Genomic DNA, 14,940 nt, shown 5'->3' on the forward strand with positions numbered 1-14,940 from the left:
CGCGGGGTGGAGCAGCCCGGTAGCTCGTCAGGCTCATAACCTGAAGGTCACAGGTTCAAATCCTGTCCCCGCAACCACCACCATAGAACTCGACATGCCGCCCTCACGGGCGGCGTTGTCGTTTGTGGCAAAGGCGACGAGGTCTGCGACCTTAGCGACGACCTCCGCCTCCGGGCCATCCCTGCCGTCCGGGTAGATCGTCACGCTTTCGATGAGCGTCGACAGGATTTCTGCCGCTTCGCCGCGGACCGTCTCAGCGTCGAGCGCCTCGCGCAACCGGCTGACTTTCTCCTTGAACAGTTGCTGCACAGCCGGATGCGACAGGATCGTAGCGGAGGGCGCGACCGCCGTTGGCATACTCAATTGTTTCTCCAGGCGCGCTTTCTCGGACTCGCGGTCGCCAAGGAGCTTCAGCAGGGCGGGGCTGGCCACCGCTGCCAGCATGTTGGCGGCCAGCGTGTCGATCTCGCGGGTGACGACGGCGAGGCGGTCGATGATCGATTGATCCTGCCTCGCCGACGTGCTCGTCAGCCGCGCCAGCTCCCGCTGGAACTCCTCGGCGAACAGCCGAGCATGATCCTCGGTCAGCAACTGGTGTTGGAGAATCGAGAGGGTCGCCGTTTCGAGGGGGCCCTTTCGGACCGAGACCGTGTTCGAGCAGGTGCCGCGCTCCTTCTGGCCGGCGCAGCGATAATAGTCCTTGCCCGAAATAGTGTAGCCCGACCCGCAACAGCTGCAGCGGATGAGTCCCGACAGCAAGTGCTTCCTGCGGTTCTGACGGGCGACCGGAACATCGGTGCTGGGACGCGAACGCTGCTTGATCTGTGTCTGAACCGCGCTCCACTGTGCGTCATCGACGATGCGCAGTTCCGGCACGGCAACCTCGATCCATTCTGAATGTTCGCGTAGGCGATAGCGTCGCTCGCGCTTTTCGCTGTCGGGGTTGCGACGCCATTGCCGGCGTCCCCATACCAGCCGGCCAACATAAAGCGGGTTGTTGAGAATGCCGGTCGCCTTTTTCGGGTCGCCGCGGACCGTAGAGGCATTCCACTGCCCGCCACGTGGGCCAGGCACGCCGTCGGTATTCAGCTTGGTCGCTATCTGGATGGACGAAGCGCCGGCCGCGAACTCGGTGAATATGCGCTCGACGATGGCGGCCTGCGCCTCGTCGATCTCGAGCAGGCCACGAATACGCTCACCGCGGTCATCAAGGCGGATGACCCGCCTGTAGCCGTAGGAGCGACCACCGGCGCACCGCCCCGCAAGCACTGCCGCCTCCATGCCGCGCAGGGTCTTGTCGACGAGGTGTTTGAGGAAGATCGCTCCCAGCAGCCCGGCAACCGCGAACTTGATCTCGTCGACATGGCCCTCGCTCACGGTGTGCAATTGCACACGGTGGTAGGCCAGCTTTTTGCCGAGCCACGCGACATCCTCCGCATCGCGCGCAAGCCTGTCGAGCGCTTCGCAGACGATCAAGTCGACTGTTCCCGACTCGATGTCCGCCAGCAGTTTCCTCAGGCCCGCCCGATCACGGCGATAGCCGGACTGTTCGGGGTCATGATACGTCGCCATCACGGTGCCGCCAACATAGGTGACGAGCTTCATGCACGATTCGGTCTGATCAATACTCGATGTGGCCGTCTGCATCGCGGTCGAGTGGCGCCCGTAGAGGACGATGCGGGGGGCAGGGCGCATCAGCATGGCAGAGGAGCACCTTCTGTCAGGAGTATATTAAGCGGCGGGCGTGCCGGGATCATTGGTTGCCCGAGAGGCGGGCGCGCAGCGTTCATAATGGTCGGCTGCCGCCTGCTTCGCCATCAGCCGGACGAGCTTCGCCATGCCGATGGCGAAGGCCGGATTGGCAGCGTCGGGTGGGGTGGCGCGAACAGGAGTGGCAGCGGGTCTCATCCATGATGGGATGACGACTCGGACGATGAGTGAACAGGGTATCTAAAACTCGCCGTTTCGCCGCAACCACTCTGGCATTAGCAGCTGAAACTGCTCGAGACTGGCTGCTGGCATCGGTTCCGCCAGCCGGGACTCAACGCGGTCAAGCAGCGTCGATCCAGAGTTATTGTCCGAATTGGTACTCCTGTCTCCCACATTACGGTCGCAGCCGCTGATGGCTTTCAGCGCACTGGCGGTGCGGCACACCTTCGCGCGGCCGCCCACGGGAACGGCTGGCACGGGTGAGAGGGCTGGAAGACCGCAACCGCCGTCCAGCGCCTTCATGGCCTTTCGCACCTGCCCCTTGAGGCAGACAAGGTTTATCGCGAGGACGGTAACCGCCTCGGGAACGGACATGCCGAGTTGCGCCTCGGCAAGGGTCTCGCGTCCGAAACCTTCTTTACGTAGCATCGCAGGCGTAATGGCCGTTAACGGGGCTATTTCGGTTCGTATTGCGCGAACGAGCGCAGTGAATGCGTCTCCATGGAGATCGACATCGCTGAGCTGCTCAGAGATTCTTTCGGCCATTTGCAACAGCCGGGGATCATACTCGAACTGCGCGGACGCGAATGCCTCCTGCGGCGTGTCGTAAACTTTGTCGCGGTCTAGCTTGCTCAGGAGCTGGTCAAGGCTTTTTGCAGGTCTGGCGAGACGATCGGCAAACAGGGCCCCGCGCTTTACCCAAATCGGATCGTCGATATCCAGGCGGGGTCCCATCGGCTCGGTTGCCATACGACGGAGATATTCGGCAAGCATGCGTGCACGAAGGGCCCCGATGAGGATCGTGTGATCATGAACCACACTCCGGATCAGGCCCGCGTGCTGCGGCGTCGTTTCCGCCAGCTGATAAAGCCCGAGAAGGTTTCCACGGACCAACCGCCGCCATCCTATAAGGCATGAGTCCCGCAGGATATGCAGGTTGGCTGCGTGACGATCGAGGTCCAGCCCAAGGTCTTTCTGCAGTTGTTCCGGTTTGTCGATGTTGCAACCGCCGAAGAGCATCCGGGTCACCCACCATTTTGGGTTACCAGCCGGGCGATAGCGGGGCGGCACCGTCAACTTTGTTAATAGGGAAGGAGTGGCGACGTTGCGCAGATCGCTCTGCGAGCCCTCCCAAACAATACCCGGGGTGGGTTCGGGCGGGGGTGACGCGTTGATAGCGGTGCTGGAGGGCGACCCATTAGCCTCGCCTGTCAGAGTCGAGCGAATGTAACCTACCGCGCGTGCCTCGATGTGCGCCGATGTGACGTCAGAGGCAAAAACCGCATGCGTCGCCATGCGCGATGCACGCAGGCGGGTAGCCGAACGCGGCGTAGATAGAACGGAAGTCGTCATGAGTTGTACTCGGGTCGGCGAGACCGCTTCCGGTGCCCCGCATGCCCGAACCTCGCGGTCCAAGCCGGCCCGCGCTCACACGGGCGGGGAGAGGAAAGGCAGGGTTGATAGCGCGCCCCGGCAACCTATCGTGCAACCACTCCGAGCAGCAGTCGAATACCTGTGCCTCGTTCGCGCATCTCAAAACGAGGCATGGTGAATATAATTCGCGAAACGCCTCATGTCCAGCCGATAAATTTTAGTTGCGCCAACAGCACGTGGCGGACTGCGTCCAACGCAAGACGAGTATAATAGGCGCCGCTGCGAGGCTGATCGTAATCGCATGGCCATGGTGAAAGCGCGGAACCTTTTTGCGAGCGGGTGCGGTTGGTGACAGCGTAATCGCTTAAGCGTCGGCAAAGCATTGGGCGTCAAAAGACGGAGCGCTCGCTCTCCCGCCCACGCCGGGTGTTCTGTTCTGGCAAGCCATTTACGTCAGCGGTGTATGGTCGAAATGCGAATACGCTGTTCCGGCACACCGCCGAAAAACTAGGTTGATTTCCGAACTGTCGCGATCTGACAGACACTGAGGTTTCTCCCGCCGAAATGCCGATTGTATTCGATGCTCGGGAGGAACCGTAGCTTCAGGTACTAAAGCTGTTTGGTAATGATACGCGAGCTACCGTTGATTTTCGAATTCTTTAATTTCCACTCGCGATATAGCGCGACGATTTCGGACTTTGCGAGGCTGGGATTGCCTGCAACGTCGCCAGTGACTCTAGCGAAGTCAATTTGTTCCATGGCGTGCCTGACGTTCCCCTCGATGAAGTAATGCGCAGACGGGCTCTTGGAAAAGTCCTGATGCACTCGACCGGCCTGTCCACCTACGCGCTGAATGGCGAAATCGGCACATTCCTTCGTCGTGAATTTGAAGTCGGGGTGTCGCGTCTCGACTGGCCGCGGTTTGCGGAGTTCCGGCTTGCGACGCCAGATCTGGAATACCGCTGGCACATCGTACGGCTTGGACCGGAACAGGAATGCGTCGGCAGGCACATCCCATTCGCGCACCAGATGGAAGGAACGATCAAGCCGGTTCACGATCGATGCCTTCCGGAACGTCCTTGGTAGAATGAACGCAATTACGCTGGACTGGCGAGCAGCATGGTTGAAGAATCGGACTGCTGTGCTGGAGTTCTTGCCAAAAGGCGGATTGCCGATGATTGCAATTGGTCGGTCAGTTTTGATTATAACGTCGAGAAAGTTGGCGTTAATGATGCCAGGGTATTTAGGTTCGATATCAAAGGCGATACTGCCGCTGGGCAATATCTTGTAAAACGATCCCGTCCCGGCGCTAGGCTCGACCATTCTGTATTCGGAAGGATCGAAATATTCTTTGAAACAGTCGTAGAAAAAGGCGGCGACATCTGGTAGCGTATAGTACTGATCGTACTTCCTGTCTGACGCGCTATTGTCGTTGCTTGCCGCTCGTTTCGTCATGGCTGACGGCTTTGGTTCGAACGTCAACTTCGGGGAGGATGAGGCGGCCTTCCGAAGGCCGCTTACCGGATGTGTCGAAACCCTGGAGGCTGTGGTCTTAACGTCGTTGATCTTGCCCATCGTCTTTGCTCCTCATTCATGTCCGTATGTTCGACGAAAAAATCCCGGCTGCTCGACAATTTGAGCCGAGCAGCCACTCGCATTTGCTTCCCACGAATGAACTCACGCGGGCTCGTCGTTGTCATTGGAAGCGTCAGACCGCAGGCTCGCGAAGGCATCGAAAACATCGATGACGTCTGCCCGCGGTGCGGCCGGGTGGACGTCGCGCTGTTGCGCCTCGGAGGTGCGGCGTACCGCCTGTCGCTTCCTGACGGTGGGCAACCTCTGACCAGCTTCACGCGCTGCCGCGTTCTCGGCCTCCCTCTCGTCATGAAAGGCCCGAATCACCTTCAGCATGGCGCGATGAAGCTTCAGTTCGAGCGCCTGCTCGCCTGCGTAGCGGTCGAGCCGGTCGAGCATCTCGCGACTGTCTTGTTCGCGGGTTTGGCGACGCTCGTTCAGGAGGATACGCCCCTGATCGTCGAGTGCGTTTTCGAACGCCAGATCCTGCTGCAGATAGGGTGAGACCGCGCGCGCGAGGGCATAGAGAGGACCCAGCGCGATACCGGATGCCTGACGGCCAATCTCGACCATGATTCGGTAGACGACCACAGCGCGGAGCTGGTCTGCACTACGTTGACGGTCTGCTTGGGCAACTACCTGTTCCTGCTTCGCCTGCAGCAGCTGCGCTTCCAGACGGGCGACTTTATCCATTGCCGACTGATGCTTGGTCGTCGCTGCTTGCACTGCGCCACGTGCGGATGGCCGGGCGCTGTTCTCCGGGTTCTGCAGACTGGCCGGGACTGGCGGCTGGTCGCCCTGTATCCAGGCAATCCATTGGCCGGCATCGATCGTTGCAGGCAGGATGCCGAACAGCAATTCGGTGACGAGATCACGTCGCGCAGGCATATCGATCAGAGCGGCGATCCGGTCCATACTCCACGGTTGCCGATTGGCCGTGATGCCTAGTTCAACGGCGAGAGCAGCGAGCACACCCGTGATGGCGGGGTCGGTTTTATCGGTCATTGTCTTTGGCTCCTGATGATGCGACAGTGCGTCATCGACCATGTTTTAAGGCGGCTGACCGAGCCCCTGACAGGGTACCTAAATCTTCATTTCACACAGGCGCGGATGTGCGCGCCTTCACCCATGACGTGCTCACCCGCACATGCGTGTTCGCGTGCACGTGTACGCGAGGGGGAGGAAACAGTGGGAAGTTCAGGTTTTTGTGCAAAGCTGCAAACAACGGCTCAAGCCGTTATTTGCGCGCGCTGCGCTATAATCGGATTTCCGCGTGCGGAAGTCGGGGGCAGGGTCGGCCTGCACGCCGAGCGCGCAGGGGTCCTCTGGCTGTGCCTCCGGAAGGCGGGGCAGGGGCAGCATATCTTGGGCGATTGTTAGTTACCCATTACTGCGTATCGCCATTCGGGCATGCTGGTTGTCGCACCATCATCCTGGACACCGAGATGCCCGTTCCCGCCGACATAACTCATATGACCGAAGCGCTGCGTCGACGTATCGATTGGCAGGAGCGGGAAGCGCTTGTCGGGACAGTCAGACCCGGACGGGAGCGTGGAATCCAAGCCGTGACGAGCCGGAAGTCTCGTTGGGTCGGTACCATCAATCTTCAACGACCGGCTGCCGGCGAACGGCCGACCGCGGCGAACGGCGCAACCAGTTTTCACACGCGCCTTTCGACGATCTCCAGAAGCGACGGCGTGACCGCAGCAGGCCGTAGTTCAGTCAATGCTGCCGTAGGGCAAGAACGGTATCTTACCGACAACTGGGCCCGTGAATTGTCGAGGGCAGCAGGTTCCGAGCGCTATGTCGTCGATGGTGATCAAGCCGATGATTCAGTCAACGACCCGGACTCTCGCGTCGTCTTCATTCACTCGAACATATCGGACGTTGGTGTAGAACGCATCGCGTTCTGGGAAGAAGCTTGGAGGGTCGAACGCAAGGCCGGTGCGCCGCGCCTGCGATTGAACCTGACCACGATGAGCGAAAGCGATTGGGAGATGCTGAGCGCCGACCCGAACGCCCCAGCAGCTCTGATCGACATTGTTGCGGCGCTCAGGAGAGGGGAGCAAATTGATCAAGGTCGCTGCTACGTCCGCGATGGCAGCCGGTTGCTGGAACTCGAGCTTCGACAAGAAGATCTCGACTGGGCAGGACAGCTTGGCACAACCTACGGCGCGGACCTGAAGACACGAGGGCTGCACTTCGTTCGACCACGTTTTGGGCAAGTGCAAAAACAGTTCGTAGCATCACTGCCAGCCGAGCTTGATGCCGCCGCGCATAGGGACATCGTCACACAGTTTGGTGCAGAGCTTGACACCCTTGGCCTTCCCTTCACAGCAGCACTTCACAGACCCAATGGCTACAACCACCGCGCCAATCATCATCCTCATTTCATATTCTATCCAGCGATTTGCAGGCGCGGCGCGGACGGTCGCTTTGATCTTGCTTCGGGCCGCAAGCTCCGTCCTGGCGAACTGGCGGGCTGGACGAAGGAACGTCGGCAAAGCACGTTTCATCAAACCAGTGCCAGCGCAGACGTTGTTGCCCTGCGCAAACGTTTTGCCGACATATGTAACTTCCATCTCACGCGGGCACGTTCCGGACGGTTGTACGATCCGCGCACCTACGAACAGATGGGCATAGCAGCGGCGCCGATGATGTCGCTCGGCAAGGCGGCTTCGGCGTTGGTGAAGGCGGGCATCGATGTGCCGAAAGATCGCGACAATGCGCAAACATACTGGTCTGCACGCAAGCTCGAGCTGGCCAACCGTTCGCGCGAGCGCCGTGATCGTCACGTCGAAATTCTTAAGGCCTTTCGAGCGGTCGAGCCGCGTGTTGGCGACGTGCCGATGGCAAAGCTACGAGACGAGCTCACTGGCATATTTCAACATATCGAAGAAGGCCGTGATGCACTTGATGAGGTGGCTCTACAGCTTGAAATGGCTTTGTCAGCGGCAGTTCGGCTGGCCGAGAACTGCGCTCGCCTTATTGCGGATATCGATGCCGGGCTGGCGAAATCGGCGGATGTTCGAGAGCGGAGCAGGATCGCGGCCAGGCACCAGCTGGCGCTCGCCCACATGGACGAAATTGAGCAGGCGATCGCGCCGTATCAAGCCGCCGCGCAACACCATACATTGGAAATGGAGCGCCTGGAAGCACGGGCACAAAAGCTGTGTGACCGGATTGCGTTAGAGCAGGCCTGGGTTGCGGGCTCGGTGTTGGCGGCGCAGCATATCACTCGTCTTTCATCACACCGGCACTTCGACGAGCTCATCCGATACATTCACCGGCATCCACAACAGGCTGATGACGCTACGACGTTTGTTCACCTGTGGCGTGAGGACGGGCGCACGCAGTTTAAGGGGCTCAAGTCGCTCGACCTTGAATTGCTCGTAAACCCCGCCTTTGCGTTTCGTGCAGACCGTGCTCTTGAAGCGGCCATCTTGGCGCAGACCGACGGCGTTGGGCGCCTGCTCCGCTACGTCGCGAAACACGGTGTTGACCAACTTAAAGTCCGGACACGGCACCCGAAAACAGCCAACGATGCGATAGCAACACTTAACCGGCGTTATGGGGCGCATCCGCTGTTTCTGCGAGGCCGCTTCGACGCTGACGTTGCCTTCGTCAACAGGAATGCGCCGAACGAGAAAATCTTGATTGGCAAGCCGCATGCGACGCAAGAACGCGGCGAGATGATGAAACCCGTAACGGATCACTCGACGGTAAAACTGGTGTCGGCACTCTCGCCGCTACGTGCCGGTTCAGGCGGAGTCAGCGCTGCTGTTGTCCCAGTCGCGACCCGGACGTTTCGGCCAAACGACGCCGGGCTGTTCGCAAAACAACCGACATCTGCAGAGACCAAGTCTGTGGAAACTACGGCCCCGATTACCGCCAGTTGGAATCTTGACGAGGATGTCAGGGCCGCACTGGGCGCAGCAAACTTCTACCCACGCTTGAGCGGCGAAGACGATGGTGGACCGGGATCGATTTCTAGGGCGGACGTCCAGGCCCATGCCATGGACGCTCCAGATACGAGGGGGAAGGATATCGCCCTAAGCCAGCTCTCAGAGGTAGAAATAAGCGAGAATGATCAAGCCGAAAACGAGGCGAGGATCCATGATCGTCCCTTCCGAGAATCCGGAAACATCGATTTTACTGATTCGCCAAAACCGCCGAATACCGCTGACAAGCCGATGTCGGCTTCTGCCGCTCGCATGAAGCCGATCTCGGGCGATGCGGTTGGACTAATCGGTCCCGACACCGTTGCGACTAATGCGACGCTTCAGAATGAGCCAGACCCACACGCGCAAATTAACGGTCCCTCGTCGGACAATCCGCTGACCCGTTCGTCAGATGAAGCTTCTCCGAATGGTTCGGCTAAGCAAGCGAGCGCCGTTGATCCCAATGAGCCAGCGCCGGAGCTAACAGACGATCGCATCCCACGGAGTCCGAAACGCCGTCCAATTTCGCCGGTCATCGCGATGGATCCCGCCTCTGTCGCGGCTCAGGAGACGCTGCCCCGCGGGAAGAAGCAGTCGGAGACTGAAGAGACTGGGAGCGAGGACGGAATCCGCTCGAAAGCAGACAACAGCCAGATGCCGAAAATGCTGGCGAAAGGCGAAAGTCGCGTAAAGTCATCTACAGAGCGTGCCCGCGATATCGCTAAAACTCGGACCATTGATCGAGCGGCTCCTCCGATGCCAGAAAAAGCTCAGAACGGTGCGTTGCTTGACATCGCAGGTCGTCCTGTAGAGGGCCAAGCAACGCCGACGACGTCGGCGCGTGCGCAAGCGACGGCTCCAGATAGCAAACCTGTCGGGCGCGCTCACTTGGCCGTTAAAGAGGCACTTTTTCCTGAACCTTGGCTCTCCAATCAGCTAGCCGCCCACCGAGAGTCACCGCAGTATCGGGCGTTGCCAAGCCCGCAGCGCGATCTTCTCGATGAAGCGGCCGCGATGCCATTGCATTACCTTGGGGCAGGTCTTGGTGCGATCGTGCGAAGCGACAATTGCATCAATATCGGCTTCAGTTCTGCAGCGGTCTGGGAAAGCTTTTGCGCGTTACGGGACATTCCCGGTGGATGGCAAATGCTCAACGCCGTTGCGCGGCCATCGTCAGCAAACGATAAATTTAAGTCCAATCTTCAATGGAACCGAATACTCATCACAGATCAGGTCGAGGCAGAAATGCCGAGTTCTGGTATTGGTAGACCTCGCGATCGCGGGCGCTGACACCGTCAAGGCCTGATTAGAAATATCAAGTCCAGCCAATGTCTCTGTCGTGATTGTCCTACTACCCAAAGATCCCTGATACGAAGTTGAAGCCTGAGGAGCGTCGGGTCGTGATGGGAAGGAGCAAAAGGCAGTTCGCCTGGGCCCCCGCGACGCGGAGGACATATGGACGGTCTCAACAACGTGCGGGCAGCGCACGAGTATTGGGCAGGTTTGCGCGGTATCATCGCCCGGCTCGATGGATTTATCTCGTCACTGGCCGATCGAACGATCGCACAAACGGCTTGCGGCGGCGAGCAGGTCGAGTGGCGCATGACCATCACGGAGGTCGCATATCTAGCGGCGCTAGCGGAGATCCACTGTGCATGCGCGCGCCGCCAGATCGCTCAGGTGACATTGTGAGAGGCGGCCGTCGGCTTGTCCTACCGCCTCACTGGACGACCGTGCGCGGCTTGTGGCTGCGATCGTCCGGCCTGAACGGAAGTGTGCTGACCGACAGCGAAACGATCTGGACCTTTGAGCAGCGGCGCGTGATTGAGGTGGATGTCCGTAGCTGGACCATCATCGAAATCATCGAATGCCTGGCGACTTTAAAGACGCCACCGTTCGCTCAGCCTGAACTGCGTCATCTCGCGGCAGCCGATTTGGAACCTCTGGTCGCCTGTAAGGCAATCGGTCACATCGAGGCGCTTCGGCTCATGGCGCTCGTTCCTGGTTGGCAACCCTGAACTAAAAGCGTCGCCCAGCAGGGTAGTTAATTGTCGATGAGCTGGCTAATCGAGCCGAAGATTGGAAACCTGCACTGAAGGCGCGCGCGTCTTAGGTCACGAAGCAAGCCTGGACACGCACGCTCGCGTCCCGGCCAAAACTGATTCGAATTGGGCCTTCGGCTACTTACTGACAAGGTTTCAGCGCCTCAGCTCGCATGCTGGCGAACAGGCCAAATCTAGGCGAGCCAGTTTACAAGCCAAGACGATCTGTACGCACCGATGAGCCGGCTGCACCGCAGCGGCATGACGTTAACCCAGAGACGAGTGAAGAGAGGGTGGGGGGAGCCTTTCGGCTGAACCGGAAGGTGAAATGATCCCTGACAGGCGCCGCGAACAGCCCGCGCGCCTGCTCCCTAGAGAGACGAACATAATGAACCATTATTCGAACGAGGCTGCCGCCATCGCGGCAGCGCTCATGGTTGCACGCTTGGCGGCTTTGCGCTTCGAACCCGACCTAGACGTGCCGATGTCGAGAGTCCGCAACTATCTCCATGCGCGCACTGCACGGCTGCTACTCGTGCCGTCCATCGTGTCGGATGGCAGCGATGTCGCCGACGTGGGTGAGGTGATAACGGCGTTCGGGTGCGACGCGCTGGTGGGGCGGGCAGATGGCGCCGATACAACGAGCGTCCGCTTCACGGTCGGCCTGCATGGACATCGCCTGTTCTGGTCGATGCCTGCCCGGCTGTGGCTCGGAGCAGGCGCACCGGCGCATTTCGTCCCCAATCACCCAGACGACACCGTCTTTGCGCTCTTCAGCGTAGGCCTGCGCGGTTGCGAGGTGCCACCATGGAGCAGCGACGAGGAGCGCGAAGATGGGTTCGCGCTCGGCGCCGACGCGCTTGCGGCCTTGATGGCGGGGCGCTGATATGAGCCGTCTCCAGGTTTGGGCCAGCCCCAGCGAAGCGTCGGACATGATGTTCGATGTGCGCCAGCCGGGCGTGACGGGTCTTGGCTATGCGCTGTTACGTCCCCGCTCCAAGGGGAAGGAGCGCAGCCTGTCGCGGCTCGCATTCGCCAAGATGAACCCAATCGAGCCCGGACCGATCAGCCCGCAAACCCGCTGCGGCATGCCGACCACTGCTCGGGATCACCGACTGCTGCTCGCGCCGGGTGTCGCAGACCCGGTGTCGCTCGAACGCCTGTTCGCCGATTATGACGAGGCGGTGCCCGAGCATCAGCGGTTGCTCGCTGCCGTCCTGACGCTGCCGTTCGTTCGCGGTGAACCGCTGCACGATCAGTTCGACAAGGCGACCACCTGGGCCATGCTGCATCTGGCACGGGCGAGGCAGCTCACCAGCCTTGCCGTGCTGCACGCGCCCGGTGATCAACTCGCCGCGGAAGCGCCGCACGCTCACATCGTCGTGCTCAGCCGTATCCATAATGCGTGCGGATGGGCTCAGCTGCATCCGGACCTCGCCGAAAGCGAGCATGGCGCCTGGGCCGAGCGATGGCTCGACTTCTGCGAAGCATGGCGTCGCAGGCCGGAGGCGTGAAGGTGAGGGTTCCGAGCGCCTCCGGCAATCGGCACCACCGGCATCCGGATCCCGGTGGCCAGACGCAGGATGATCTCGACGGGGAAACAAGCCCGATGGAGAAAAGACGATGATCGCGCGCAATCCACCCATGGTGTTCCGCTTCGCCGCCATGCTGCTGCTCAGTTCTGCCGTGCTCGGTCAGTGGTGGCAGCTGCAGCCGCTGGGCGCCGATGGCCATGCTTTAGTGACCATGATGCACTCCTATTGTCCTGACGTAGGTGGCGGAGCTGGCCCGCTCACCGTGGCGGACAGCGCCCGTTTGCTCGACCGCTGGGGCTACGCCCTTCTCGGCGATCTAATTGGATGGAACGGCAGGGATCGCTGCACGCTGCCGCGACCGCGGAAAGGGGAAGGGATCGGAAGGACAGGCAGGCGAAGCCCGGGAAGCGCGATGAAAAGCGAACGGGCCTGATCCGAACCAGTCGGTTCGGGGATCACGCCAAAAAGAAGGTCTACCGTCATGCACCGCATGCTCCACGAACCGCTGCCGTCCACGTCGAACGCGTTGCTCGACTATTTCCTCGCCGCGCTCGGCGGCGAAACCTACTACCCGCTCGGCGGCTACACTGGCTTGCCCGCCGGCGCCCTCGAGAGTCTCGACCACAATGTCGTGCTGGCCGCCACCCCGGTCAGCGTCCGCGTTTTCGACGAGGCGCTGCTGCGATCGGCTAAGTATCGCGATACGCTCCTCGTGCGTCACGGCTTCTACCCCGAGACGCTCGACCCGGTGCGGGTCGACGTCGCCCTCAGGTCGACCACCGGGCCGATCCTCCTGCCTGACCTCAGTCTCTTCCGCGACCTGGATGGGCAGCTCCACCTCGTGCCACAGCACCAGGACCTGTTCCTCACGGTCGGCCCCGATGGGATCTGGGTGTCGCTCATCGCACCGTTCGACCGGTGGACCGATCGTGCGGCTGGGCTTGAGCGAGCCGCAGCTGATGTGGTTCGAGCCTGTTGCAAAGCACGAGCCGGTCAATAGGTACCGAAATGCGGGCGGGGCGGCTTTACTAACGCCCCGCCTCAAACTTGGATTTCGTAGTGACCTCGATGCTCAATGCAGACGACGCCTACTATGTTTGCTTGGTTTTCAGAGAGCGCCGAAGCACTTACCATAATCGGACATTATGGTAATTACAGCGATGTGCTACGAAGCCGGAATGCAGGGTAAATCGAACCAGCGGGCGCGGCCCTTATGAGCGAAATCATCGTCCATCGCACCGATGGGGAGGGGCTTCCGGTCCGGGCACGGCATGGGATCGTCGAGCCAATCGATGTCCGCGTTACCCGGTTGCTGGGCCTTGCGCTGCCCGCTGATGCCGGCCCCGTCAGCGAGATCGGCTTTTCCGTGCAGCTTGGCGCGATGGCAGCAGCGAGCAAGGCGGCGCTGGCGTCGGACTTGGCCTGCTATCTGCGTTGGTGTGAGGACATCCGTGTCGCCCCGCTGCCCGCCGAGCCCGAAAACCTGGTCCGCTACATTGCCATGCTCGAGGCGCGGGGCGCTAAACCCGCGACGGTCGCCCGGCGGGTTGCAAGTCTTGCCACCGCACACGGCCTGTCAGGGATGCAGGAGAGGGGGCATGCGCCCACCAGCCACGTCATGGTCCGCGCCGCGCTCAAGGGTCTGCGCCGACGGCGTGGCGCTGCCCAACGCCAGGCGGCCCCGTTGCGCTTCGGGGCCTCGCTAGATCCCCATACCAAGGGGTTCACGCTGACGGCGCTGCTCGGCGCCTGTAGCGGCGATCTCCAGGGGCTGCGTGATGCCGCGCTCCTCTCGCTTGGCTATGACGCTGGACTGCGCGTCAGCGAGCTTGTCGCCGTCACCGTAGCGCATATCGATCCGCACAGCGATGGTTCGGCGCTCTTGTTCATTCCGTCGTCCAAGACCGATCAGGAAGGGCAGGGGGCCTGGGGCTGGCTGTCCGCGGACACGATGCGCCGCGTTGGCGCCTGGCTGGTAGCGAGTGCCATCACCGAGGGGCCCGTCTTCCGCCGTGTGGGGGTTGATCGGCGCCGTCTGCGCGCCGCGGTTCCGCCGATGGCGTACGAGGCGATCCCGGGCCACACGCGGCACTGGCAGGAGAAGCTGAAGGGCAAGAAGGCCGAACCGGCGAGGACGGTCTACACCGTCGGGACGGCCTCGCTTAGTTGGCAGGGCGTCAACGGGATCTATCGGAGGGTGGCGCTGAGCGCCTTCGATCAGGGGCTGGTCGAGATGCCGATCGCGAAGGTTGAGGAGGCGGCGAGGGCGCTGTCCAGCCACTCGCTGCGGGTAGGGCTGACGCAGGATCTGTTTGCGGCCGGGGAGGACGGCGTTGGCATTGCCCAGGCACTACGCTGGTCTTCGCCATCGACCGCACTGCGCTATGGGCGGAAACTCGCCGCGCGCAGCAATGTCGCGGCGCGCGTCCTATCTCGGATCAGAAGCTGAAGGTGGAGAACCGACGGCCGCATCGGCATGCAATTGGCTTGGCAACGTAGTAACGCGTTTCAAATTCTATCGTTGATGATCATCAGCGATCGGTT

General features: G+C 61.0%; 12 protein-coding genes and 1 tRNA gene. 9 read left to right on the forward strand and 4 right to left on the reverse strand.

The window, feature by feature from the left end:
* A tRNA-Met gene (locus tag O6X71_RS20450) sits at window positions 1-77 on the forward strand.
* Here O6X71_RS20450 and O6X71_RS20455 read toward each other — a convergent pair.
* The 4 genes from O6X71_RS20455 to O6X71_RS20470 all read right to left on the reverse strand — a co-directional run bounded on the left by O6X71_RS20455 (window position 34) and on the right by O6X71_RS20470 (window position 5,883).
* Entirely contained in the window at window positions 34-1,701 is a 1,668-nt protein-coding gene (locus tag O6X71_RS20455) for a recombinase family protein (protein WP_353467536.1), read from the reverse strand. The two genes, O6X71_RS20450 and O6X71_RS20455, sit on opposite strands and share 44 nt — an antisense overlap.
* A gap of 249 nt (window positions 1,702-1,950) precedes the next feature.
* A complete protein-coding gene (locus O6X71_RS20460) occupies window positions 1,951-3,225 on the reverse strand; it encodes a hypothetical protein (RefSeq protein WP_353467501.1) in 1,275 nt (424 codons plus the stop codon).
* Window positions 3,226-3,912: 687 nt separating this feature from the next.
* The gene (locus O6X71_RS20465; RefSeq protein WP_353467502.1) at window positions 3,913-4,878 is read right to left on the reverse strand and encodes an SAM-dependent methyltransferase; all 966 of its coding nucleotides are present in this window, start codon (window positions 4,876-4,878) and stop codon (window positions 3,913-3,915) included.
* Between the two features lie 102 nt (window positions 4,879-4,980).
* Window positions 4,981-5,883, reverse strand: coding sequence for a hypothetical protein (locus O6X71_RS20470; RefSeq protein WP_353467503.1), 903 nt, complete (start codon window positions 5,881-5,883; stop codon window positions 4,981-4,983).
* A gap of 368 nt (window positions 5,884-6,251) precedes the next feature.
* Between O6X71_RS20470 and O6X71_RS20475 the strand changes: the two genes are divergently transcribed.
* The 8 genes from O6X71_RS20475 (at window position 6,252) to O6X71_RS20510 (ending at window position 14,845) form a co-directional block, all read left to right on the forward strand.
* Window positions 6,252-10,109: a MobA/MobL family protein gene (locus O6X71_RS20475; protein ID WP_353467504.1), complete on the forward strand. Its 3,858-nt coding sequence runs from the start codon at window positions 6,252-6,254 to the stop codon at window positions 10,107-10,109.
* 165 nt (window positions 10,110-10,274) lie between these two features.
* Window positions 10,275-10,511 carry a hypothetical protein gene (locus O6X71_RS20480; RefSeq protein ID WP_353467505.1) on the forward strand — a complete coding sequence of 79 codons (237 nt, stop codon included), beginning with the start codon at window positions 10,275-10,277 and terminating at the stop codon, window positions 10,509-10,511.
* A gap of 50 nt (window positions 10,512-10,561) precedes the next feature.
* Entirely contained in the window at window positions 10,562-10,837 is a 276-nt protein-coding gene (locus O6X71_RS20485) for a hypothetical protein (RefSeq protein WP_353467506.1), read from the forward strand.
* Between the two features lie 412 nt (window positions 10,838-11,249).
* Window positions 11,250-11,747, forward strand: coding sequence for a hypothetical protein (locus tag O6X71_RS20490; protein ID WP_353467507.1), 498 nt, complete (start codon window positions 11,250-11,252; stop codon window positions 11,745-11,747).
* Window position 11,748: 1 nt separating this feature from the next.
* Window positions 11,749-12,375, forward strand: a complete 627-nt coding sequence (locus O6X71_RS20495) for a hypothetical protein (protein ID WP_353467508.1) — start codon at window positions 11,749-11,751, stop codon at window positions 12,373-12,375.
* Window positions 12,376-12,484: 109 nt separating this feature from the next.
* Window positions 12,485-12,829, forward strand: coding sequence for a hypothetical protein (locus tag O6X71_RS20500; RefSeq protein ID WP_353467509.1), 345 nt, complete (start codon window positions 12,485-12,487; stop codon window positions 12,827-12,829).
* Window positions 12,830-12,877: 48 nt separating this feature from the next.
* Window positions 12,878-13,396: a hypothetical protein gene (locus O6X71_RS20505; RefSeq protein ID WP_353467510.1), complete on the forward strand. Its 519-nt coding sequence runs from the start codon at window positions 12,878-12,880 to the stop codon at window positions 13,394-13,396.
* 213 nt (window positions 13,397-13,609) lie between these two features.
* Window positions 13,610-14,845 carry an integrase gene (locus tag O6X71_RS20510; protein WP_353467511.1) on the forward strand — a complete coding sequence of 412 codons (1,236 nt, stop codon included), beginning with the start codon at window positions 13,610-13,612 and terminating at the stop codon, window positions 14,843-14,845.
* The last annotated feature ends 95 nt before the right edge of the window (window positions 14,846-14,940 follow it).

The organism is Sphingomonas faeni, from assembly GCF_040407505.1.
GTDB classification, from domain to species: Bacteria; Pseudomonadota; Alphaproteobacteria; order Sphingomonadales; family Sphingomonadaceae; genus Sphingomonas; species Sphingomonas faeni_E.

Bases quoted from the DNA above. Each gene is read 5' to 3' on its own strand.
- O6X71_RS20455 (WP_353467536.1), bottom strand. From the start codon at position 1,701: ATGCTGATGCGCCCTGCCCCCCGCATCGTCCTCTACGGGCGCCACTCG.
- O6X71_RS20460 (WP_353467501.1), bottom strand. From the start codon at position 3,225: ATGGCGACGCATGCGGTTTTTGCCTCTGACGTCACATCGGCGCACATC.
- O6X71_RS20465 (WP_353467502.1), bottom strand. From the start codon at position 4,878: ATGGGCAAGATCAACGACGTTAAGACCACAGCCTCCAGGGTTTCGACA.
- O6X71_RS20470 (WP_353467503.1), bottom strand. From the start codon at position 5,883: ATGACCGATAAAACCGACCCCGCCATCACGGGTGTGCTCGCTGCTCTC.
- O6X71_RS20480 (WP_353467505.1), top strand. From the start codon at position 10,275: ATGGACGGTCTCAACAACGTGCGGGCAGCGCACGAGTATTGGGCAGGT.
- O6X71_RS20490 (WP_353467507.1), top strand. From the start codon at position 11,250: ATGAACCATTATTCGAACGAGGCTGCCGCCATCGCGGCAGCGCTCATG.
- O6X71_RS20495 (WP_353467508.1), top strand. From the start codon at position 11,749: ATGAGCCGTCTCCAGGTTTGGGCCAGCCCCAGCGAAGCGTCGGACATG.
- O6X71_RS20500 (WP_353467509.1), top strand. From the start codon at position 12,485: ATGATCGCGCGCAATCCACCCATGGTGTTCCGCTTCGCCGCCATGCTG.
- O6X71_RS20505 (WP_353467510.1), top strand. From the start codon at position 12,878: ATGCACCGCATGCTCCACGAACCGCTGCCGTCCACGTCGAACGCGTTG.
- O6X71_RS20510 (WP_353467511.1), top strand. From the start codon at position 13,610: ATGAGCGAAATCATCGTCCATCGCACCGATGGGGAGGGGCTTCCGGTC.